At 63.6% G+C, this 22,841-nt stretch carries 20 protein-coding genes; 5 read left to right on the top strand and 15 right to left on the bottom strand.

All coding sequences use genetic code 11. The features are described from left to right. Positions 1–78: 78 nt before the first annotated feature. Both N2605_RS16780 and N2605_RS16775 read right to left on the bottom strand, forming a co-directional pair. A complete protein-coding gene (locus N2605_RS16780; protein ID WP_260347274.1) occupies positions 79–963 on the bottom strand; it encodes an alpha/beta fold hydrolase in 885 nt (294 codons plus the stop codon). Between the two features lie 9 nt (positions 964–972). Further along, on the bottom strand, positions 973–3,480 hold the full coding sequence (locus tag N2605_RS16775; protein WP_260347273.1) for an alpha/beta hydrolase: 2,508 nt from the start codon (positions 3,478–3,480) through the stop codon (positions 973–975). A 132-nt stretch (positions 3,481–3,612) separates the two neighbouring features. On the opposite strand from N2605_RS16775, the gene N2605_RS16770 reads away from it, so the two are divergent. Further along, positions 3,613–4,539, top strand: a complete 927-nt coding sequence (locus tag N2605_RS16770) for an alpha/beta fold hydrolase (protein WP_225112858.1) — start codon at positions 3,613–3,615, stop codon at positions 4,537–4,539. Then, positions 4,536–5,135 carry a hypothetical protein gene (locus N2605_RS16765; protein ID WP_225140824.1) on the top strand — a complete coding sequence of 200 codons (600 nt, stop codon included), beginning with the start codon at positions 4,536–4,538 and terminating at the stop codon, positions 5,133–5,135. Before N2605_RS16770 ends, N2605_RS16765 begins: the two co-directional genes overlap by 4 nt. A gap of 18 nt (positions 5,136–5,153) precedes the next feature. Here N2605_RS16765 and fabI read toward each other — a convergent pair whose 3' ends face one another. Genes fabI through N2605_RS16745 form a run of 4 tightly spaced genes read right to left on the bottom strand, consistent with a single transcriptional unit; the run spans position 5,154 to position 10,379 of the window. Further along, positions 5,154–5,942 carry an enoyl-ACP reductase FabI gene (fabI, locus tag N2605_RS16760; RefSeq protein WP_225112856.1) on the bottom strand — a complete coding sequence of 263 codons (789 nt, stop codon included), beginning with the start codon at positions 5,940–5,942 and terminating at the stop codon, positions 5,154–5,156. Beyond that, on the bottom strand, positions 5,939–7,153 hold the full coding sequence (locus N2605_RS16755; RefSeq protein ID WP_035999405.1) for an acetate/propionate family kinase: 1,215 nt from the start codon (positions 7,151–7,153) through the stop codon (positions 5,939–5,941). Before N2605_RS16755 ends, fabI begins: the two co-directional genes overlap by 4 nt. A 5-nt stretch (positions 7,154–7,158) precedes the next feature. Then, positions 7,159–8,121, bottom strand: coding sequence for a phosphate acetyltransferase (locus N2605_RS16750; protein ID WP_225112855.1), 963 nt, complete (start codon positions 8,119–8,121; stop codon positions 7,159–7,161). 29 nt (positions 8,122–8,150) lie between these two features. Beyond that, positions 8,151–10,379 carry a DUF3141 domain-containing protein gene (locus N2605_RS16745; protein WP_260347272.1) on the bottom strand — a complete coding sequence of 743 codons (2,229 nt, stop codon included), beginning with the start codon at positions 10,377–10,379 and terminating at the stop codon, positions 8,151–8,153. Between the two features lie 153 nt (positions 10,380–10,532). Here N2605_RS16745 and N2605_RS16740 point away from each other — a divergent pair, with 153 nt between their 5' ends. Then, on the top strand, positions 10,533–11,051 hold the full coding sequence (locus N2605_RS16740) for a GNAT family N-acetyltransferase (protein ID WP_225147949.1): 519 nt from the start codon (positions 10,533–10,535) through the stop codon (positions 11,049–11,051). A gap of 21 nt (positions 11,052–11,072) precedes the next feature. Here the strand turns inward: N2605_RS16740 and N2605_RS16735 are convergent, their stop codons facing one another. The 7 genes from N2605_RS16735 to N2605_RS16705 all read right to left on the bottom strand — a co-directional run bounded on the left by N2605_RS16735 (position 11,073) and on the right by N2605_RS16705 (position 19,076). Next, positions 11,073–11,507, bottom strand: coding sequence for a hypothetical protein (locus N2605_RS16735; protein ID WP_306469113.1), 435 nt, complete (start codon positions 11,505–11,507; stop codon positions 11,073–11,075). 7 nt (positions 11,508–11,514) lie between these two features. Next, complete coding sequence (locus N2605_RS16730; RefSeq protein ID WP_225125430.1) at positions 11,515–12,432, bottom strand: DUF2950 domain-containing protein; 918 nt, start codon at positions 12,430–12,432, stop codon at positions 11,515–11,517. Further along, a complete protein-coding gene (locus tag N2605_RS16725; RefSeq protein ID WP_225188885.1) occupies positions 12,429–14,126 on the bottom strand; it encodes a DUF3300 domain-containing protein in 1,698 nt (565 codons plus the stop codon). Before N2605_RS16725 ends, N2605_RS16730 begins: the two co-directional genes overlap by 4 nt. Before the next feature lie 112 nt (positions 14,127–14,238). Next, entirely contained in the window at positions 14,239–15,201 is a 963-nt protein-coding gene (locus N2605_RS16720) for an ABC transporter substrate-binding protein (protein WP_260347271.1), read from the bottom strand. Between the two features lie 110 nt (positions 15,202–15,311). After that, the gene (locus N2605_RS16715) at positions 15,312–17,204 is read right to left on the bottom strand and encodes a sensor histidine kinase (RefSeq protein WP_225150691.1); all 1,893 of its coding nucleotides are present in this window, start codon (positions 17,202–17,204) and stop codon (positions 15,312–15,314) included. 218 nt (positions 17,205–17,422) lie between these two features. After that, positions 17,423–18,658, bottom strand: a complete 1,236-nt coding sequence (locus tag N2605_RS16710; RefSeq protein WP_109143801.1) for an HlyD family secretion protein — start codon at positions 18,656–18,658, stop codon at positions 17,423–17,425. Continuing rightward, positions 18,651–19,076, bottom strand: coding sequence for a hypothetical protein (locus N2605_RS16705; protein ID WP_035999432.1), 426 nt, complete (start codon positions 19,074–19,076; stop codon positions 18,651–18,653). Before N2605_RS16705 ends, N2605_RS16710 begins: the two co-directional genes overlap by 8 nt. Before the next feature lie 164 nt (positions 19,077–19,240). On the opposite strand from N2605_RS16705, the gene N2605_RS16700 reads away from it, so the two are divergent. Together N2605_RS16700 and ppk2 are read left to right on the top strand one after the other, a co-directional pair. After that, on the top strand, positions 19,241–19,693 hold the full coding sequence (locus N2605_RS16700) for a hypothetical protein (protein WP_035999435.1): 453 nt from the start codon (positions 19,241–19,243) through the stop codon (positions 19,691–19,693). Positions 19,694–19,710: 17 nt separating this feature from the next. Beyond that, positions 19,711–20,511, top strand: coding sequence for a polyphosphate kinase 2 (ppk2, locus tag N2605_RS16695; RefSeq protein ID WP_109143802.1), 801 nt, complete (start codon positions 19,711–19,713; stop codon positions 20,509–20,511). Positions 20,512–20,674: 163 nt separating this feature from the next. On the opposite strand, the gene N2605_RS16690 is transcribed toward ppk2, so the two are convergent. Then, positions 20,675–21,115: a hypothetical protein gene (locus tag N2605_RS16690; RefSeq protein WP_035999439.1), complete on the bottom strand. Its 441-nt coding sequence runs from the start codon at positions 21,113–21,115 to the stop codon at positions 20,675–20,677. Between the two features lie 15 nt (positions 21,116–21,130). Continuing rightward, positions 21,131–22,831, bottom strand: a complete 1,701-nt coding sequence (locus tag N2605_RS16685) for an aspartate:alanine exchanger family transporter (protein ID WP_109143803.1) — start codon at positions 22,829–22,831, stop codon at positions 21,131–21,133. Between the last annotated feature and the right edge of the window lie 10 nt (positions 22,832–22,841).

The raw sequence follows: 22,841 nt of genomic DNA, 5'->3' as shown, positions 1-22,841 counted from the left end.
CGATCGTGGGTCGCCGGACTGCTCAGCGCGTCAATCGACGATGTGGTGGCCGCCGTCGACGTCGAGGCCCCGCCGGGATCAGCTTGGCGCCGTGGATGGTGACGCGGCACGTCCTCCGAACCAGGCACCGAAATAGCCTGCATAAAGTGCCGGTGATTCGAGGTTCATCGAATGCCCTATGCCTGGCACGACGACCAGCCGGCAATCCGGCATCGCTTCGGCCATGGCACGGAGATCGGCCGGCGCGATCCAACCGTCCCGCTCGCCCCACAACACGAGGTGCGGATGCCGGATCTCGGACATACGGCGCTCCAGCTCACGGCTCTCCTTCTCCCGCGTCAGGTTCACCGGCGTGCCGATCCAGATCCCCTCCGATACGCCGAAGGTCTGCCCAATGATCCGATCGAACAGCGTCTGGATCTCTCCCAGCCCCTCGCGAAAGCGAGGGACCATGTTCGGCCCCATGCTCTCCGGGACGAACAGCGAAGAAGCGGCTGTAGCCATCACGGACCGCGTCAGCTCCTTGCTCGACATCATGGCCCTGAATAATCCGATCTGATCGGCATCGAAGGCCATGCCGAGCGGCGTTACCGGATCGAGCGCGAACACACGGCCGAAGCGCTGCGGCTGCTCGAGCAGCATTCTGGCGGCGATGATGCCGCCGGTGGAATGTGTCGCGAGATGGCAATAGCCGATCCCGAGCGTATCGAGCGCCGCCAGCATGTCCTCGGCGTGCTGCCGCATGGAGTAGTTGGAATAGTCGGCCGACGGCTTCGGCCGGTCGCTGTCGCCACAGCCGCGCCAATCGATTGCAACCACACGGAGCCCGATCGGAAACAATGGCGCGGCGAGCTCGATCCAGTCCTTGCTGGCGAGATTTCCGTGGATGAAGACGACGGTGACGTCGCCTCCTCCCCACTCCCGCCAGCCGAGTCGGAGTTCGCCCGCCTGCACCCTTGGCATCGCCGGGCCCTACTTGTTGAGGCCAGCCGTCGGAGCCGCTCCAGGCGGTGTCGGCGCCACTGGCAAGGCAGAGACGACGGCGCCCTTGATCATGCGATCGGTTCCGAGCGGCGATGATGTGTCCACCTCCCCGTTGGTCACGAAATCCACGACATCGGCAGCGTATTCCACTGGATTGTCGGTGTGGATGAAGTGTCCGGTCTCCGGATAGATCTTGAGCATCGGCCGGTTGCCGGCATTGGTCATACGCGTCATGAACGGCGTGATGACGTCGCGGCCGAGGTCCGTCAGGCCGTTGAACGCAGGCGTCGGAATGAACGGCTCCTTGTCGCCGAACGCCAGGAAGATCGGCGCTTTGATCTGGGTGACCCGCTCATAGAGGTTCTTCGGGTCATCCTGCTGGAGCTCAGCACCGATCGTGTAGATGTCGAAGATGAAGACGTTGCACCACTGATCGAGCTCCTTCGGGTTGCCCTTGGTAAGCCCGGCGCGTTGCTCGGTATGGAAACGGGCATATTCGCTGTCGTTGAAGAAGTATCCGCTCTTCGCAGCCGATACCACGCCGGTGTCCGGATCACGTTTCTTGAAGTAGAAGAAGTCGCGGACGTTCTGCTCGCTCCGCGCCTTTTCCGCAGCGAGAATACCGGTCTGGTCCCAGACCTGCTTCCACTTGTCGAAGTCTCGGCCGAGACCGTCGGCGAACAGAGGCGCCTTCTTGTCCTTGGCAATGGTGATCTCGCGCGGATATTCCTCGAGGCCGGACGGCGCCTCCAAGGCGAGGCCCTGCACCGCATCAGGCCAGGTCAGGGCGTAGCCCACGACGAACTGGCCGCCGAGCGAGTGGCCGAGATAGTACGCCTTCTTGACTCCGAGCTGGTTGACCACGAGGTCGTAGATCACCTCGCGCATGTCCTGCATGGTGCGAGCAGGATTCTTGTCGAGATTGCCGGGCCCCGACATGCCGTAATGCGGTAGGTCCGGCACGATCACGCGCAGGCCGCTGCGCAGCGCATACTGCATGATGTTGCCGTAATGGCCGCCGAACGCGCCCTTGCCGTGGATGATGACGAGCACCTTCGGATCCTTGTCGGTGCCGGCATACTCGTCCATGTAGCCGATTTCCCAGGAATTGCCGCTCTTGTCCTTGGCACTGCCGAATTTGACCGGATAGGGATAGGTCACGTAGGCCTTCCAGAACGACTTCTTGGGATCAATCGTCTGGGCGACGCCGGGCACGCGGTAATTCTTGTCGACGAATTTCTGGGCGCGATCGAGGGCCGCCACGTCATCCATGAAGGCGACGAACTTCGGATCGTTCTTGCGCTGGTTGATGATCGGGAACACGCCGTAGTGCGCGACGGGGCTCTCCTGTGCGATAAGATCAGCGCCGGGCACGCGATCGACAGCCTTCTGCGCCAGCTTGAAGTTGAGCCAGAGGTCGTTGGTGATGTGCATCACCAGCGTGCGAGCCTGAATGCGACCGAGATAGGGATTGACGTTATGGGTCTCGCCGACCCGATTGCGCCAGACGAGATCGACGGCGTCGTAGAGCTTGGCGCGATTAATGACGTTGAGGCCGGCCTTCTCGTTCGGCGGATCCCAATAGAAAATCTCGGGCTGTACCGCCGCCCAGTTCTGGGTCGTGCGGAAGGAAAAGTCATAACCCGTCATGCCGAGGATCGACCAGCCGAAGGCCACGCCCGGCACCGGATGCTTTTCCTTCGGGAGCTTGTAATAGTCGCCCTCGGTCGCCTGCCAGACCGGATCGCCCTGGATCGCGGCTGTCATCATCTGGAAAGTCCAGTTGCCGACCGGGTCGTCGCCATCCGATTGCGTGGTGCCGCCGATCGGCATCAGGGCGCTGACATATTCCGGATGCATCACGCCCCAGACGTAGGTCTGCGTGCCACCCATGGAGACGCCGGTCACCAGCGCGACGCGCGCGACCTTCAGCTCGTCGCGCAGCAGGCGGTAGTTCGCCTGCACCATGTCGTAGTAGCTGTATTGCGGAAACTTGATGCCTAGGCCGTCGGATGGCTTGCTCGCGCCCCAAGTGCCGAGCGGATCGACCATGATGACATAGTAACGATCCGTATCGATCGGCCGGCCCGGACCAATGATGGGTACGCCACCCGACAACGCCGCACCCTTGACCCACTGTTCGTACATGTCGGTGGAATCGCCGGAATAATAGGAGTTGATCACGATGGCATTGGTGATCTCGCCCGCCCCGTTGCGCCTTGCGTTGCCGACGGCGATGTAAGCCGTGCGCAGCTTGCCGGCCCCGAGCGATTCCAGCGTGACGCCGCCCTCGCCGCCGTTCTCCCATTTGGAAGGGTCGGTCAGGTCGTACTTGCCGCCCAGGCGGAAGTTGGCGATCTCGTAGGTCTTCTTCAGCCCGTCATGCTGCACCTGCGACGAACGGCGCGTGAAAGGCTGTGCGGTTGCGATCGCCGTTCCGAGCAGCAGCACGATCAGGCTCAACAGGCAACGATTCAACGCATCTCGTCCGGCCATGATGCGATCCTCCCTGGAAGATTTTCCTGAAACGCTAGGCAGGGCGGCCGGGGAAGGTTTGATCTAGCTCAATGGAATCCGCTCGGAGGAATCGAGCATCGCGGGCATCAAAAGACCGGCGGTACCCTCGCGATGCCCTTCCTCAGCCACGGCTCATATCGGATCCGCTATGAGCTCGACGGGCCGGCGGGCGCACCGGCCTATGTTCTCGTGAACGGGCTGACGCAATATTCCGAGCTGTGGAGCGCCTATCGCGAGGCCTTGTCGGCGCGAGGCTTTCGCGTTGCGACCTTCGATCTTCTCGGCCAGGGCGCCTCCGACAAGCCGAGGCTCTTCATCAGCCAGGACGATCAAGTCGCTGCACTGCGCCTCCTCATCGACGAACTCGGGGACGGTCCGATCTTTCTGAGCGGGATCAGCTTTGGCGGCCTGATCGCGCTGCGATATGCGATCGAGCATGGCAAGCGGCTGGCCGGGCTGGTGCCGATGAGCTGCTTTGCGGAGCTGTCGCCGCAACTCTTGCTGCTTGGCAATGCGCTGCGGACCGGCCTGATCCTCGGTGGCACGAGTTACCTCCAGGATCTCCTGTTGCCCATGAACCTCTCGGACCAATGGCTGAAGCCACTGCTGGACAAGCTCGAGAGCGTGAAGCGGCAAGGTTGGCTGGTCAACGACGTCTACGCGCTGCAAAACCTGATGGAATCTTTCCTCGACTTCCAGCCGCTCACGCCGCGCCTGTCCGCGATCGCCGTTCCGACCATGATTCTCAACGGCGAGTTCGATTTCCTGACGCCGCGGGCTCTCCACGAAACATTGCGTGTCGAGATTCAGAACAGCTCATTGGTGATCATCCCCAGGGCCTATCACGCCTTCACGCTGGAGAAAGGGGCACTGACCGCCGATCTGCTGGCGCGCTTTGCCGAAGACGTGCTGGCCGGCCGCTGGCAGGGCAATCAAGCGGTCTGGGTGGCGCCGGACCAGCCCGGCGGCGAGCTCACGCCGTTTCCTGCCGGCTACGATCATCTGCGTGCCATCCCGGTCAAGCGAGCGCTGCCATGAGCGGCTTCCTCGGTCCCGTCGCGCCGGACGGTCGCATTCCACCGAACCAGCAGACGAAGGTCGCAGCATTCCTGATTTCGGCGCACGGCGCCCTGGCTCGGCAATTCGCTTTCATGCTGCCCGCGAGGCTCGACGCGGCATGGCAGACCGAATTGAATGCTCAATTTTATCGCGAGACCGAGATCGTCTCGCTGCTGCTGCGCGCCACGTCCTGGGTGCTGGATCCTTCCCTGGGTTACATGCTCGCCTCCTGGGAGTCCGCCTGGCTGCCTGCACCGGTCGAAGGGATCGCAGACCCTCGCCTTGCCCAAATGATTCACCTCGCAGCGCTTGCCCACGCCGTGCATGCCGGCATACGGCCGGCTGCGATCCTACCGATCGAGGCCAATGCGCAGGATCCTTTTGTTATGGCGCTACGCCGGATCGAATTTGAGAGTGGCCGGCTGTTGCAGGCCCAGATTCTGTTTCTGAAGAGCACAGACCTTGCGCCGCATCGCGACGCGGTCAGTGCGGCGCTCGCGCAGCGTCACGCCGACGTCCGCAAGCTCTGGCGCGAATTACTCGAGTGCATCGGCATCGGCGTACCGCCGGCATGACAACGCGCGATTGCGCGCTCAATCGATGATGTGATAGCCGCCGTCGATATAGAGCACGCCACCGGTGATCAGCTTGGCGCCGTCGAGCGCCAGGAACGCGGTGGCGTTGCCGACATCGTCGATGCTGACGAGGCAGCGCGAGGGCGCCTTGGATTGCGCCTTGTCCATTAGCTCGTCGAACTCCGGAATGCCCGAGGCCGCGCGGGTGGCGAGCGGCCCTGGCGAGATCGCGTGCACGCGGATGCCCTTCGGACCGAGCTCGGCAGCGGCATAGCGGACCGCGGCTTCGAGCGCCGCCTTGGCAACGCCCATGATGTTATAGTTCTCCACCACCATCTGGCTGCCGTAATAGGTCATGGTGAACATCGTGCCGCCGTTCTTCATCAGGGGTTCGGCTAGATGTGCCATCCGCAGGAACGACCAGCAGGAGACGTCCATGGTCTTCAGAAAGCCGTCGCGGCCGACGTCGACGACGCGGCCGTGCAATGCTTCCTTCGGCGAAAAGGCGATGGAATGAAGCAGGAAATCGAGCTGCCCCCACTCCGACTTGATCCGCTCGAATACCGCTTCAGTCTGGCCTTCGACCATGACGTCGAGCGGCAGGAAGATCGGCGCTTCCAGGGCCTGCGCCAACGGCTCGACGTGCTTCTTGGCGCGGTCGTTCAGATAGGTGACGGCGAGATCGGCTCCGAGCGCGCGAAACGCCCTGGCGCAGCCCCAGGCGATCGATTGGTCATTGGCGATGCCGACGACGAGGCCCTTCTTCCCCTTTAGTGCGACCTTGCTGTCCGGAAATACTGGAATCATGACACCCTCTCTTTTCTGGGGTTGGGCGATTGGCCGTTCATCAACAGCGTCAGCGTGTGCTGCGCAATCATGAGCTCCTCGTCCGTCGGGACGACGTAGACCGGAACGAGACTCGTCTTTGCCGATATCAGCCGCGAATGGCGCGTGTTCTCGGCCGGGTCGAGTGCCACGCCAAGCCAGCCGAGCTGCTCCGCCACACGCGCGCGGATGCCGCTCGAGTTCTCGCCGATGCCGGCGGTGAAGACGAAGGCATCGATCCCCTGCAACGCCGCCGCCAGCATTCCGGCGTTGAGGCCGATGCGATAGACGAAATAGTCCACCGCCAGCTTCGCTTGCGGATCCGTGCTCGCCTCCAGCTCGCGCATGTCGTTGCTGAGCCCGGAAAGCCCCTTCAAACCGCAATCGCGATAGAGAAAATCCTGCACCTTCGATGGCGTCATCCCCTTCTCGGACAATAGGTACAGCACGACGCCCGGATCGAGCTGGCCCGGGCGCGTGCCCATCGGCAGCCCATCGAGCGCGGTGAATCCCATCGTGCTCTCGACGCTCAGCCCATTCTTCATGGCGCACATCGACGCGCCACTGCCGAGATGGGCGACAATCACCCGGCGCTTTGCGACCTCTGGCGCAATCTGGGGCAAGGTCCTGGAGATGTACTCATAGGAGAGCCCGTGAAAGCCGTAACGTCGCACACCTTCGGCGTGAAGCTGGTAGGGGATGGCGTAATGATCGGCCAGCGGACCGTGCGTGCGGTGAAACGCGGTGTCGAAGCACGCGACCTGGGGTATCGTCGGGAAATTGGCCAGGATCGAGCGGATCGGCGCCAGATTGTGCGGCTGATGCAGCGGCGCTAACGTGACGAAGCGTTCTAGCCGTGCCACCACGCCATGATCGACGAGAATTGGCCGCTCATGATCCGGCCCGCCATGGACGACGCGATGCCCGACCGCCAATGGATGGATGCGCGCCTCGTTCCGCAGCCATTCCCCCGCGACTTGCATCGCCGCCGGCACATCCGGAATGGCCTCGATCGGATAGGCCCGGTCCGCCATGGGATCATTGCCTGCCCTGCTCGCCCGCAAGCGCGGACGGCTGCCGATGCCGTCCACCTGCCCCTTGATCAGGCGGCGCAGAACGCCCTCACCCTCGACCGCAAAGACCTGGAACTTGACGCTCGAGGAGCCGGCGTTGACGACGAGTATGCTGTCCATGGCGGTCACGCCGCGACTGTCGGCGCCTTCTGGCGCCGCGCGTGAGCATAAAGTGCAGCAACCGCGCAGGACGCCATCCGTGCTCTTGGGCTGTCCGCACGCGAGGTCAGGACGACGGGGACGCGCGCGCCGAGCACAATGCCGGCGCCGTCGGCCCTGGCGAAATAGGCGAGGTTCTTGGCCAGCATGTTGCCCGCTTCGAGATCGGGCACGACCAGGATCTGAGCGCGGCCGGCCACCTCGGACTTGATGCCCTTGATCCGTGCGGATTCGAGGTCGATCGCGTTGTCGAACGCCAGCGGCCCGTCGAGCACGCCGCCCGTGATCTGGCCGCGATCCGCCATTTTGCAGAGCGCCGCGGCCTCGATCGTGGATGGAATCTTCGATGTGACGGTTTCGACCGCGGAAAGGATGGCCACCCGCGGCGACTTGCCGAAGCCCGCCTGGTTGTAGAGGTCGATCGCGTTCTGAATGATGTCCCGCTTGGCGTCCAGATCGGGGAAGATGTTGATCGCAGCGTCAGTGACGAAGATCGTCTCGGCGTAGGCCGGCACATCCATGACGAAAACATGGCTGATGCGCCGATCGGTGCGCAATCCCCCGACTTTGGCCGTGACGGCTCGCATCAGCTCGTCGGTGTGAAGGCTGCCCTTCATGAGCAGTTCGCCGCGCGCGGCATGGATCAATTCGACACCCCTCGCCGCGGCTTCGTCGCTGTGCGCGGCATCCACGATCTCATAACCCGAGATGTCCAGGCCGAACGTGCCAGCCGTATCCCGGATCTTCCGCTCCGGTCCGACCAGGAGCGGCCGGATGATGCCGGCAGACGCGCTGTCGACGGCGCCGCGCAAGGATGTCTCATCGCAGGGATGCACCACGACGGTCGGCGTCGGCGGGATTGCCCTGGCCGCCGCGATCAGGCGATCATACTTGCTGGGAGACTGCGTGGCCGTCGCATCTGCTGACATGATGTCGCTCCCGATCCTTGCAACTCGCGTTACGACGCCTTCGCCTTGGGATCGAAAGGGGCAACGTTCGACGCCCTTTCGGCACCTTCCGCGGTGTCGAGGCCAAACAGGCCGGCGATCTGCCGCAGCCGGTTGGCGCGCTCGCCGGTGACATCCGCACTGGCCGACAGCACCTGCTCGATCGCCTCGAATGCTGCGCGGCGAACGTTCATGTCGTCAGGCAGCAATTTCGGGATTGCAGCGAGCGCCCCTTCCCGGTCGAGCAGCAGCATGAAGAACTGCTCGCGTACCAGCATCTTGAACTCGGCAAGAGACATGCGTGCGCCGCCATGATCCCGGCGGACCCGGCGCAGAGCCTCGATGCTCCGTTCGTCCACCATCCCCCGTGCCGAGCCGACATAGAGCAAAGCGCGTAACGCCGCTGCACGGAGGCCGCCCTCACCGATCCGCGACTTCAGCTCGGCAATGCGCCTCTCGAGCATGGTGCGATGCTCGGCGGACATCTCACGCCGACGCGACGGCGTGGACGTCGGATCGATCCCGACCGCCGCCTGGAGCGCCGGGGATCCGTAGACGCTGAGGAACATCGCTTCGCTGAGCGCCTCCTGTGAATCGCGCCAGCTGTCGAGGGCGTGAACGACCTGCTTCGAGATCTGCTCCTGGAACGCCAGGAACGGATTGTCCGCAGCGACCGGCTTGCGCTTCTCGGCGGCCTTCTCGGCCAATGATTTCACCGTCGCCATGAAAGGATTCTGGCTGCTGAACAGCTCGTATTGCAGCCGCAGCGGATGCATGTTGTGAGCCCATTCGGCCATCTGTGGCGTCACCATGCGCTTGAGCCATGGCTGGACGAATTTTCGATAGGCCGCCAGGTTGATTTCCGAGATTCGTTTGGCGGTGGCAAAGCGTCGCTCGTCCTCAGGCGAATTGCCGCCCATGGCGCGGATGTCGTCGAGCGTCCGCGCTTCGCAGCGCATCACCCACTGGCCGACGACCAGATCCGAACTTGCGGTTTCCTCATCCTTCGCCTCGAACGTCGCTTCATAGAGTCCGGGCGGCAGAACGTCGATGAGGTCGATGTTGCTGGAAAATTCCGCGTGCTCCTTCTTGGCGACGCCGCCGGAGACGAAGATGCCGAGATGGCCGATGTTCTGGTGCACGGTGTAGACGATGGTCTGGCCATAGGCCCTGATCTCATCGACATCGGCATAGCAATCGAGGATCCAATGCAGCGCCTGCTGCGGCGGCGTGATGTTGTCGCCCTCCGAGCAGAACACCACGATCGGGGATCTGATGTTGCGAAGGTCGACCTTCCGGCCATCGGACATTTCGATGTTGCCGGCCGCGAGGTTGTTGCCGACGAACAGCTCATCGACGATGAATTGGATCTCCTCGGCGTTCAGGCTGACGTGGCCGCCCCACCAACGCTCGAATTCGAGGTAACGATCCGCCTCGGTGTCGACCTTGGAATAGACGTTGTATTGCTTGGTCCAGAGCGTATTCGACGGGTTCTGGTTCTCGAAGTTCTGCACCAGCCAAGCACCATCGAACTTGCCGGCGCCGAGATCGGAGGTCAGGGCCGTCAACCAGCTTCCGCCCAACAGCCCGCCCGAGTAGCGCATCGGATATTTTCCATGCACGCCGGCCCAATAGGCCAGCGGCGCGCCGGCGATGATCAGCGGGCCGAATAGCTCGGGACGTAGCGAGGCCAGGATCATGACGGCCCATCCGGCCTGACAATTGCCGATCACGCAGGGCTTGCCGTCGGCATCCGGGTGAAGGCTCATGACCTTTTCGATGAAGATGGCTTCGGCACGCGCGATGCGCTCGATGGTCTGACCGGGCATCGGGTCCGGCAGGAATCCGATGAAGTAGCAGGGATGGCCTGCTTTCATCGCCACCCCGATCTCGCTGTCGGCCTTGAAGCCGCCGATGCCGGGGCCGTGGCCCGCACGCGGATCGACCACGACGAACGGCCGCCGGTTCATGTCGATCTCGACGTTGGCGGGCGGAACGATGCGCACCAGCGCGTAATTGACGGGCTCGGCGAGCTGGCGCCCGTCGATGATCAACTCCGCCGCATATTGCAGAACATGCGGGGCGGTTTGCGCGAGGTGCTCCCTGTACTGGTCCCCGCGCCGGCGCATGATATCCAGGAACAGGATACTGCGCTGTCCCGCATCGACGAGGTATTCGACTGCCGAGGCGACCAGCCCCGACATGGGACCGCCCGGAATTTGCATCTTGTGCATGGACATGTTCTCGACCTCTCCGTCGCCTCGGCCAATTGACGGCTTGGAGCGAGGACGAACGTTGATCTAGGTCAAGATGATCTGCACGCTTGGGAGGCGTTTATCCCGCATACTGAGGCATGAGAGGCGGCTGGACCGCTTTGGACGAGCGACATCGGCATGTCACAAGCTGCAACTTATAGCGTGCAAACCGTCCTGAAGGACGGCACTCCGACCGAGATCCGCGCGCTTCGCGCCAGCGACGAGGCGGACATGCTCGCTGCCATTGCGCGCACTGGACCGCAATCGCTGCAAAGCCGGTTCTTCGTTTTGAAACGGCATTTCTCGGAGAAGGAGCGTGCCTTCTTCATGGACGTGGATTTCAGCAATCACGTTGCGCTGGCCGCTCTCGCCGAGGAGCAGGGTCGATACGCCATTATCGGCGGCGGCCGGTACGTCATCGTCGAGTCCGGTCGGGCCGAGATGGCCTTCGTCGTGGTGGATGCCTGGCAAGGTCGCGGGGTGGGCTCCTTATTGCTGAAGCACCTGACAGAGATCGCGCGCGAACAAGGCGTAAGAGAGCTCACAGCCGAGGTTCTGTCCGACAACATGCCCATGCGCAGCGTGTTCGCGAAGGCGGGCTTCAAGCTCGCGCGGAGTGACGATCCGAGAACGGTGCACCTGTCGCTCACGCTTTGATCCGCGCGCCCGGCTTGAGCCTCACCTCAAAGCGATCGTGATCCGACTGATGTTGGCCGCCAGCTCGAGCCCCGCCTTCGGGCCTTGCAGCACCATCGTGACGCCCTTTTCGTTGCGGAGGTGCACACCGTTGGCACCGCCGACCAGCGCAAAGCCGCCGCCGACGGAGCTGTAGTTGCCGGCAAAATCTCTGACCTCCCTAATGCCGGATGCCCAGCCGTCGAGGCGACCGACACTTGCACCGACCGTGATGCCCAAGCTCACGCCGCTGACGCTGAAGGGATAGGTCTTGCCCCGGTACGTCAACACGCCGCTGCCGGCGCCACCGCCGGCCAGGAGGCCCGCCTTGACGATCTTCACTCTGACCTGACCGGTGGCCTGCGCGAAGGACGGCGCCGCCGGCAGGGTCAGCCCGAGCGCGAGCAGGAGCAGCGCGACCAGGCGAAATGCGCGCATGCGCGGCTCAGGGTTTTGCGGCATCGACTTTCTTCCAGGTTTCATCGGGATTGAACAACGTGGTGCGCTGGGCGATGAACTCGGTGCGCTTGCCGAGATCCTTCTGGTAGACGACGCCGTCATGATTGACCAGGAAGGTCATGACGCCCGAATTGCCGTATTCCGCGGGCCAGGCGATCAGGGCGAAGCCGCCGATCATCTTGCCCTTGACGACGTAGTTGAGCGCACCGCCGCGCGCATCCCGCCCCTGCGCTTTGAGAATCCGGAAGTAATAGCCGTGATAGGGCGTCGGCCCGACATCACCGCCGCGATAGCCCTCCTTCGTTGCTTCGGCCGCGAGCGCGCCGAGCGGGCTCGGGTCGCTGTCGTCGCGCCAGAACAGGCCGTCCTTCTTGCCGGGCGAGGAGGAGATGCGCTGCGCGTAGACGCCGACGCCCTCGCCGCGGTCCTTTTCCGCATATTCGTTTTGCGCGTCGACGAAGGCGAGCGCGGTCTGGATCGCGTCGAGCTCGTTGCGGCCGATGCGACGGCGCAGCACCTCAATGCGTCCCTCGTCGGTGTCGAACGCCCAACCCGTCCTGGTGTTGACCAGCGGAATTGGAAACGGAAAATCGTCCGGCCCGAGCATCAAGGTGGCGGTCTTGTTGCCCTCCGCCTTGATGCCGTGCTTGGCGTCGTACATCGCAGTGAAACGCGCCCGAATGTCGTTGTCCGCAATCTCGTCGCCGGACGACACGATGTCCTCCGCATTCCTGCCGAGCACTTTCAAGATGTCTTTCGGGCCGCTCTTGACCGCGGCGGCGAGCGCAGACGCGGCCTCTTCCGGTGTCTTGTAGGATTCCTGTGCGAGAGAGGCCGATCCGAGCAGCGCGAGCGCGAGGACGCCGGGTATCAGCGCACGGCTAAACGATTTCATGCCGGTCATGGCATCACCTCCGCAGGAATTTTCGCGCCGCCGGCGAGCCAGTCGCGATAGGTGCGGAACGCCAGCCCGAGTTTTTCGTAATGGACGCGCAGATAGCCGTCGCTGCCGCGGGTCACGGCAGCGGGCATCGCCTGCTCGACCTCCTGCGCCATCACGCCGACATAAGCCTTGTCGCTGCCGATATAGCTGAAGCGATAATAGCCAAGGCCGTTCGGAAGGTGCCCGAGCAGGACGATGTCATGCTTGAGCGCGATATCCGAGCGCCGGCCGCCGCCGCCACCGCCACGGAAGCCGCCTCCGCCGCCGCCGCGCATCGCCATTCCGCCACCGCCGCCGCGGCCGGCAAAGCTTGGTCCGCCGCCGCCACCGCGCGGCATGCTCGCCATGCTGGCGCGGCCGCGTGCGGATGCTGCGGCCGCCGAGCGGCCGGAGGAGACGTTCATGGCCCCGCCGCGATTGCCGCCGCCGCGATTGGCCGAACCGCCGCCGGCGCGGTTCGCAGCCTTGGCGCGATCGCCGCCGCCCTTGGTCGCGCCCTTGGCACGATCACCGGCACCGGCACGATCGCCGCCGCCGGGCCGGTCGCGCGTCCCTGCGCTGGGGCGATCGCCCGCGCCCGGACGGTCGCCGCGATTGCCGGCGCGATCACCTGCGCGATCCCCAGCGCGATCTCCTGCGCGATCTCCTGGACCGCCGCGATCACCCGCACGATCTCCCGCCCGGTCCCCGGCACCCTGGTCGGGGCGCAGCACCTGGTTGCCGTCGCGGCCACGGAAATCCATCCGGTCCGACACGCCGGCCTTCAGATTGTTGTTGCCGAAGCGCTGCTGAACATTGCTGTTGTTGTAGCGCACACCGCCGCGATGCGCCGGATTGTGCTGCCAGCCATTGCCGATATTCGTGGTGCGATGGTTGACATAGACGTTGCGGTTGCCCCAGTTGCAGCCGCCGCCCCAGTAATTGCCCCAGCGTCCGATCGCCCAGGCCGTGCCGAACGCGATGCCAGCCGCGACCACGCCGGCGCCGATATAGGACGGGTAGCCCCAATAATAGGGCGGATACTCCGCATAGGGCCAGCTGCCGTAGACCGTCGCCGGGTCGTAATACGGCACGTACATCGCCGCGGGATCGGCCTGCTGGATCACGACGACCTGCTTGCCTTCCTGAGACTGGACGCTGACCTTCTGCTGCTTGGTGGTGACGAGCTTCTTGTTATCATAGGCCTTGTTGCGCAGACGCTGGATCGCGTCCATCACGTCGGGCTGCTGGGCGAGGAAGGCATCGCCCAGCTTCTTGGTCCAGTCGAGCTGCTCGCTCATCATCGCGAGGACATCGGCGGTGCTGGCCAGCGCCTTGACGCTGTCGTCCCAGCCCTGCTTTTCCACTTCCGTCTTCAGCGCATCGCCCTTCAGGCTCTTGCGCTCCTTCAGCCAGCGGTCGGCCTGCACCACCTCCAGCGGATAGGTCGAGGCGGCCAGTACATTGGCGAGCAACTCGTCCGGATAAAGCGCGATCGGCGCGACGAGGGCCTCGAGCTGCTCGGGCTTCAGGAGCTCGGCCGCCGGTGCGGGCGGGCTGGCAGGCTGCGCCTGCGGGGCCGGGGCTGCAGGCGTCGTTGGGGTCTGCGCCATTGCGGCGACCGAAGTTGCCATCAACAGCGCCAGCGCCATCAGGGTCTTGCCGCAACGAAACATCACATCCTCCCTCGGACTTCAGTGCGGGAGGATCAAGCCGGGGCGCAAGCATTTGTTGATCGAGATCAACGAAACGAGGCAGTCGGGGCTGCTGCAGCGCAAGATCGAATAATCATTCGATCAGCTCGGCATCCAGCAGAAGCCGGTTCGGCACCGTCAGGCCGAGGGCCCTGGCCGTCTTCATGTTGATGACGAGCTCGAACCTGGTGGCAAATTGCACCGGAAGAGTGCTGATATCGGCACCGCGCAGGAGACGGTCGACATAGCCGGCGCCATCACGAAATTGCTGGGTCAGATCTGCACCATACGACATCAGCCCGCCATTCGACGCGTAGAAACGGACTGCGAAGATGGCGGGCACGCGCCGCTGCGCCAGCAATGCAATGGCCATCGTGCTGTGGGTTCCGAAGAAGCCGCCATCCGGCAGCACGACGAGGCCGCCGCCTGTGCGCGCCGCCGTCTCGATCGCTGCCGCGATCCCCGGACCGCTGCGAACGCTCGCACCGGCGATCTTGAGGCCGAGACGGCTTTCCATCTGGTGCGCCGCTTGAACATAGAACGGTCCGTAGGGTGCCGATTCCGGGTTGAACAGCAGGGCCGCATGGCTCATTCCCGGCACCATGTCCTTCAAAAGGCCGAGCCACTTCCCGCTCATCGAATGCTCATAGAGCGAAAAGCCGGTCAGATTTCCGGCCGGCCGGGCCAGATTGGCGACAAGCCCCGTCCCTACCGGATCGGAAAGCCCCACGAAGACGATCGGAATTCGTTGCGTTGCATCGCGCAGCGCACGTGTTGATCCCGTACTGGTCGAGAACAGCACGTCCGGCGCCGCGGCGACGAGCTCGAGCGCCTCCAACTTCTGGCGCGCGGGATCGGGGCCCGGCCAGCGCACCTCCAGGCGGTAGTTCTGGTTGGCGACCCAGCCTCGATCGGTGAGACCCTGCTGAAAGGCTTCCACGCGCATTTGCGCGCCGGGATCACCAGCGACATTGCCCGTCAGCACGCCGACGGCGGGCATTCGGTCCTGGGCTTTCGCCAGGACCGGCAATGCAGCGGCAGCACCAACCAGCCTCATGAAGTCACGACGTCTCATACGCCTCACGCTCGCCCGTCGTACTTGTCATGCGACCGAGAGAGAACGGCTTCAGCGCCGTGATGTTTGATCAAGATCAAGATACCGCCCGCTCAGCGAGCGGTCGGAAGCCTGATCGTGAACAGCGCGCCGCCCGCAGGCTGGTTCGCAGCGGCGATCGTGCCGTGATGGGCCTCGACGATGGTTCTGGCGATCGCAAGGCCCATGCCCATGCCGTGCGGTTTGGTCGTGAAGAACGGATCAAACAGGCTTGCGAGATCGGAGGCGGGTATTCCGGGCCCGGTGTCGGCGATCCTGATCTCGGCCTGATTGCCGGCAAGCTGGGTCGCGACGCTGACCTCCCGCTTTCCGGCCTCCGCATCGGAAATCGCATCCATCGCGTTGATGATCAGGTTGAGAATGACCTGCTGAAGCTGGACCGGATCTCCCTTGACGTGAAGGCCGGCCAGCGCCGGCAAATAGCTCAACGTGATCCGGCGTCCCTGAGCGAGGGCCTTCACCAGATCGATTGCTTCGCGCACTGTATCGTTGAGCTCGATGTGCTTGACCTCAAACGGGGTCTTTTTCAGAACGCTGCGCAGCCTACGGATCACCTCGCTCGCCCGTTGGTCGTCCCTTCTGATGTCGGCGAGGATCTGCTGAATCTCGACAAGGTCGGGCTGAGCGGCCCTGAGCATGAGCTGTGCAGTCTCCGCATTGGTCAGAATCGATCCGAGTGGCTGGTTCAGTTCATGTGCGATCGATGTGGTCAGCTCGCCAACTGCCGAGTAGCGGTTGACGTGGGCGAGTTCCGCCAGCCGCTGACGCGATTCGACTTCGGCGACGCGGCGCCGGCGACGCTCGTGCAGGAGCCCGCTGATGAGTCCGGTCTGGACCAGGAACACAGCCGAGATCATCAGCATCTGCCAGTGATAGCGCTGCCAGATACTCGGCTCGCGAAACAGAATGGTGCTTCCCTTGGGCAGGCGACTCTCGCTGATGCCCCAGCGCTGCAGCTCCCGCCAGTCGTAACGCGGCGCGGCGAAGGCGATCGGCTCATAATTGATGCTCGCCGGTTTCGCGCCGCCAAGAATGCCGATCGCGGCGCTGACGGTCCGCGACGTCGTTTCCCCAATCAAGTGCATCGGTCCCCCGACCGTGCTCTCGCCGAAGAACGGCTCCTGGTAGGAGAAGATCGGGGCGTTGGCGACGGCATGCAGGCTGCGCAGCGCCCAGTCGCTCTCATAGACCACTCCGGCCGCATCGACGGACATCAGCCCCCAGAACAGCGCGGTGTGAGACGGGAGCTTCGATGAGCGCTTCAGGATCTCCTCGAACGACAAATCCGAGTACCAAACGAGTTCGATCCGCTCCGCAAAAGGTTTCAGCTCCCGCTTCAGCTCCTCCGTCCAAAACCTCTCGAGCGGCGAAGCTCCGACCACGATCGCAACCGATTTTGTATCGGGCAGGACCTGAAGAATGTTGTCGAAGGCCGCGACAAAATCGTTGCGGACGGCCACTACGACATCGTTGTCGCAGAGGTCGGTGCGATTAATCAGCCGATGCTCGACCGCGGAGAGGATCAACGGTGCATCGGGGAACAGCCTGGCGCGATATTTCTGCGCAAAGCGGGCGGCAGGCGCGCCGATGCTCAAGACGATGTCCGGCACTGCACCTTGGTACAGCGAGTGTAGATATTCGACGAACGGCGCCTCGGGACCAGGGTTGTTGAAGCGCGCGGTGAGCAGTGCGTGCTCCTGGATATCGAGCGGCCAGGGCGATTGCCGCTCGAGCTCAGCCTTGATGTCGCGCGCATACTCGCTCCATGGCCGAAACTCGCGGCCGAAGGAATGCAGCACCAGCACACGCTTGAGCTCGCCGCGCCGGCTCCGCTCGACCGCACCGGCTTGCCCAGCCGAGAGGCACTCGGCCACGAGCAGGCCGAGACATAGGAGCGCGGCCACGAGCCGTGGCTTCAGCCGGTCTATGCACGCGCCCCCGCTCATGCTGCACCCTCACAGCTTACGGCAGCTGCTTTCCAGGCAATTCTAGCTGGAATCGCACCATACGGACAGCCCCCGACGCGGGCCTCAGCAGCGCGTGACGACGCGGCCATAGGCGCCCACGAGTTGCGCGCAGGACGGCGCATAATAGGCGCCGGCGGCCGAAATGGCAGGCGAGGACGACTTTCGGCGACCACGTCTCATCCGTCCTCTTCTCTCGTTCAATGCCCGCCGCTCAGCACGAGCGTCTGGATCGGCAGCAACAGCGCCTGGATCCGCAGCAGCAGCGCGTGCACGAGGCCGACGCCGTCGACGACGTGCAGCGCGATCTTCCGGCTGGTCGAGGTGTCCTTGGCCGAAATCTCCTCGTGATTGCTGGTGTAGGCGTTGACGATGCAGCTCGAGCCCGGCGTGACACCGTCGAGACCGCCCTTGTAGAGCGGCTCCAGGAAAACCAGGATCGTGCCGGGACGGACGGCATTCTGCGGATCGATGAGCTGCTCGCCGGTGCGAAACTGTCCGGCCGCGATGTAGTCCTGCACCGTCGTGATCACCATGGGGATGATGACCCAGGGTTTGGATATGCAGGTCGCTTCCGCCACCATGCCGGTCTTCATGACCTGCGCCTCGATCTGGCCGAAACCGGCCTGGAGCGCCTTGCGGCCCGCGCCCTCCGGAACGAGAACACCGGCCGGACGCATCAGCTGGTTGACGACATCGCCGGGGCGAACCAGGAACTGCTCGACGCGCCCGTCGACACCGGCACGCACATAGGTCTTGTCGAGATCGACCTGAGCCTGATCGAGCGTGGCTTCGGCGCTGGCCTTCTGGGCCGGCAGCAGAACCGAGACCTGCAAGGACGCCGACTGCTTCACCGCGGTCGCGGCGTCGATGCCAGACTGTCGCTGATCGACCAGCACCTGGAGCTTGTCGATGTCACGCTGCGGAACGATGCCGGGATTGCGGCGCTGGAGCTCGGACTTGACCTCGAGCTCGTCTTTGGCCTGCTGGTAGTTGGCCCTCGCTTCGCCGAGCTGCGCCTCGGCCTTGACCACGTCGGCCTGCGCCGTCTGCATGGCGGCATCGACTTCTGCCACCTTCCGCTTGGCGGTCTCGACCGCAGCCTTTTGCTTCGAGCTATCGAGCGTGAACAGCACATCGCCCTGTTTGACGGGCGCGGTGAAGCCGACTTTGACCTCGGCAACACGGCCCGAGCCTTCGGGCAGAATTGGCACGGTGCGGAAGTACAGCGTCGCCGACGATGTCGCCGGATGGAAGTAGAAGATCATGGTGATGAGCGACACCGTCAGCATCAGGCAGGCGGTGATGCCCCAGCGCAGCTCGTACCAGACCGAGAAGAAGGTGATTTCCTTCCCGAAGCGCTTGCCCTGGGCGTAGCGGCGGTACAGGTAGTCCGGAAGGATCGTGACGAGGGAGCAGATCAGCAGCTCAAGCATGACTGCGCTCCTTCTCCTTGGCGGGTCCCGGCTTGTCCGCGGGGGGCGGTGCGACGGCCGCCTCAGCCTGGACTTCCTCCGCATCGGAGGCCGGCGTCGCGTCGGCGATCTTCTCGACGGACCCGGCAATGCTGCGCAGCGGCGTGCCGAAATCCGGAAGATCGATCATTGCGAGGAGCAGTCCGGCGATCCAGAAGATGTGCATGTGCGTGAACAGCGAGATCAGGCCGAGCACGGCGACTAACTCGAACTGCAGTTTATGCGTTTTGTGCGCCATCCGCTCGGGCAGGCTGTGCAGTTTCCAGTAGAGCGTGCCGACCCAGAGCACGGCCCCAATCAGGAATACGCCCATCACCACCATCAGCGTATCGGTCCCGCTCCCCGGTGCGAGATAAAACGGCAGATGATGCGGTGCCATCGGATGAAGCTGCTCGCTCAAACGTCTCTCCCGGTCAAAACGTCCATGGGCGGCACTGTGTTCGGGTATGTTCGCGTTTGTTTGATTTGAGTCAAGGGAACACGTCAGGGCCAACCCTAGCGTCAGCCGCATGCTGATTGGACAACCATCAGGAGCCGCCCGCCATGCCCGGCCTAGACGATCTCATCCCCAGCGCAGCCCAGATTCGTAAGGAAGCCGCCCTCAAGGAAGCCGAAAAGGCGGAGGAATATGTGCGCCTTGCCGCCGCGGCCGAGGCGGAGAAGCGCGCCTTGATCGAGCGCTTGAGCAAGCCCTCGGGCAAGACCGAGGAGGAGAAGATCAAGCTCGCCTCGACCGTGATCCAGCGCGCGGTGCGCAACGGCCTCACGGAAGTGCTGGTCTATCGCTTCCCCAACTCGCTCTGCACGGACAAGGGCCGCGCCATCAATCAGATGGAGAAGGGCTGGGAGAACACCCTGACCGGAATTCCCAAGGAGATCTTCCAGCTCTGGACCGATTACCTGAAACCGCGCGGCTATCGCATCGCCTATCAGATCATCGATTTTCCGGGCGGCGTGCCCGGCGACATCGGCGTGACCATTTCCTGGGACGATTAGCAACAGGTGGGATCGGCATGGCGAAGGACGGCCCTGCGGAGCGGATGAAGCGGAAGGATTACGAGAAGGAGCTCGAGAAGCTCCAGGTCGAGCTGTGCCATCTCCAGGACTACGTGCGGGAAAACAAGCTCCGGGTCATCGTCCTGTTCGAGGGTCGGGACGCCGCCGGCAAGGGCGGCACGATCAAGGCGATCACCGAGAAGGTCAGCCCGCGCGTGTTCCGGGTCGTCGCCCTGCCCGCGCCGTCCGACCGCGAGAAGACACAATTGTTCTTCCAGCGCTACATGGAGCGATTTCCGGCCGGCGGCGAGATCGTGATCTTCGACCGGAGCTGGTACAACCGCGCCGGTGTCGAGTACGTCATGGGCTTCTGCACCCCCGCCGAGCACGAGCGTTTCCTCAACCTGTGCCCGCAGATGGAGAAATACGTCATCGACGGCGGCATCATCCTGATCAAGATCTGGCTCGAGGTCGGCATGGACGAGCAGGAGCGCCGTTTCAAGGCCCGCATCGACGACCCGGTCCGACAGTGGAAGCTCAGTCCGATGGACCTGGAATCCTTCCGTCGCTGGTACGATTATTCGCGCGCGCGCGACCTGATGCTGAAGAAGACCAGCACGAAGGATGCGCCCTGGAACATCGTCCGCTCTGACGACAAACGAAGGGCGCGGCTCAACTGCATCGCGCACCTTCTCGGCGCCATCCCCTTCAAGCGCATCAAGAAGGACAAGATCAAACTGCCGAAGCGCTCCGACAAGGGACGCTACAACGACCAGGCCAGCCTCAAGAAAATGAGTTTCGTCGCGCAGCGCTATTGAGCAGCGTCAGGCCGCTAAAGCGCGATGCGATTGGAATGAATCGTCATCGCGCTTTAGGTTGTTGTTTGAGCATGTTCTATTCGGAAAACCGCTACGCACTTTTCCGGATCATGCCCTAGGGGCCCGACGCTGCCGTCGATCGCTCAATGGCCATACGACCCCTTCAACTCGATTTCAGGCGGATCGTGACGCCACCGACTGCAGCCGATACTTCCGCGCCGACCCGCGGGCCGCTGAGCTGGAGGATCACGCCATTGCTGTTTTGCAACTGAACGGCGCCGGCACCTGCGGCGATTGCCCCACCCGCTCCTCCCACGGCATAAGAGCCTTCGATCGACGCCGGCCCCTTTAGATTGAGCGCGCGGCCGACGAACTTCGTGGTCGACGCTCCGATGGTGAGGCCCACGCTCATGCCAGACACCGTGAATGGGTATTTCTTGCCCCGGTAGACCAGAACGCCCTCACCGCCACCGGCGCCGACGATGAAGCCACCCTTGGTGAAGACGACCGCGACCTGGCCGGTGTCGGCACGCGCGGACGTGCTAAAGCCGGCAACAGCGGCGAGCGAAGCGACCAGGACGGCGCCGAAGGACAGTTTTCTCATGACGTTTTCTTCCCCTTATTGAGCCAGGATCATCGCGAAGTAGCCGAAGATGGTGAGAAGGATGCCCGAGACGGCATAGCCGACCGGGAATCCGATCCAGGGCACGGAGCTCTGGATCTCGACCGCAGCCTCGCGGCACGGGCCGGAATGCGAGCGCGCGCCGGCAACGCCGCCCATCAGAACCGCCGGATTGATCTTGAAGACGTGGTATCCGATCGCCCACACAATGAACGGCGGGATCGTGCACGCGATGAAGCCGACGATGAAGATCTTGAGCGCGACCGCGCCGGTGAGCTGAGCCAACAGGCCGGCGCCGGCATTGACCCCGACGATCGCGACGAACACAACGAGGCCGAGATCCTCAAGCACGTTTCGCGCCGCGTTCGGCGTATTGCCGAAGAAGCGCAGCCGCGACACGACCGAGGACACGATCACGCCGGACAGCAACAGCCCGCCGGCATTGCCGAGACCGACCTTGGCACCGAAGGCGGGGAATTCGATCATGCCGATGAGGAAGCCGATGATCATGCCGACCGACAGGGTCAGCAAGTCGGTCGAGGTGTTGGCGCGCGCGATGCGGCCCCACATCTCGCCGAGCTCGTTGACCGCCGACTTCAGGCCGACCACCGAGACGATGTCCATGCGCTCCAGCTTGGTCTTGAGACCGGCCGGGATCTGCACCCCGCCCCGCTCGACCTTGGTCACCTGCAGCTGGCCGGCGATGGCCGTGTCGCGGAAGGACTCGAAGGTCCGCCCGACGACGTCCTTGTTGAAGACGACGATTTCCGCCTGGTCCATGGGTATACCGAGCGTCTTGGCATCGGCGACCTCCGGACCAATCAGGCCCATCTTCTCAGTCAGATGCTCGGTCGATCCGCCCAGCGCGACGATATCGCCCTTCTGCAGCACGAGCTCGGGATCAGCCCCCTGCGGCTCACCATTGCGCCCGACATTGACGATACGGTACTCGGGATTGACCGTGCGGAATTTGGCGATGCTCATCCCGATCGTCGCAGGATTCTCCAGCCGGTAGGCCCGCAGACCGAACTGACGGTAGCCGGTCAGGGCGCCGCCTTCGAGATCTTTGACGCCGAACTCCTGCTCATACTTCTTGGCGGCGGCCTTGGCATCGACGCCCCACCAGCGCGGCAGGTATTTGCAGATCAGGATGATGCCGACGGTGCCCCAAATGTAGGTAATACCGTAGGACAAAGCGATCATGCCGGAGGCATCCTCGGGCTTCATCCCGGCAGGCAGTTTCACGACTCCCGACGTGACGGCCTGCTCGGCCGAGCCGATCGCCGCCGACATGGTCTGCGATCCCGCCAGCATTCCGCCAGCCGCACCGGGCGGCAATGCGAAGAGCTTCGCCCCAAGCACGACGAGGGTCAGGCCGATCACACTCGACACCACCGCGAGGAACAAGAATTTGATCCCGTCGCCCCGCAGGCTGTTGACGAAGGACGGACCTACGCGCAGGCCGACGCCGTACATGAAGAGATAGTAGAACAGGCTCTTGGCGAAGTTGTTCAACTCCAGCTTCACGCCATAGCTGGATGCCCAGACCGAGATGCCCGCGCCGACCACGATGGCACCGGCGACCATGCCGAGGCCATAACCCTTGATGCTGGCTCGGCCGATATAGACGGCGAGACCGACCACGAAGAACAGCAGCAGATACGGGTACTGCTGCAAGAACTGGAAAAATGCCTGCATGTTCGTCCCC

Source organism: Bradyrhizobium yuanmingense, from assembly GCF_025200905.1.
GTDB classification, from domain to species: Bacteria; Pseudomonadota; Alphaproteobacteria; order Rhizobiales; family Xanthobacteraceae; genus Bradyrhizobium; species Bradyrhizobium yuanmingense.
Note: the sequence above shows the minus strand (reverse complement) of the source record. Positions and strands in the feature narration are given on the sequence as shown.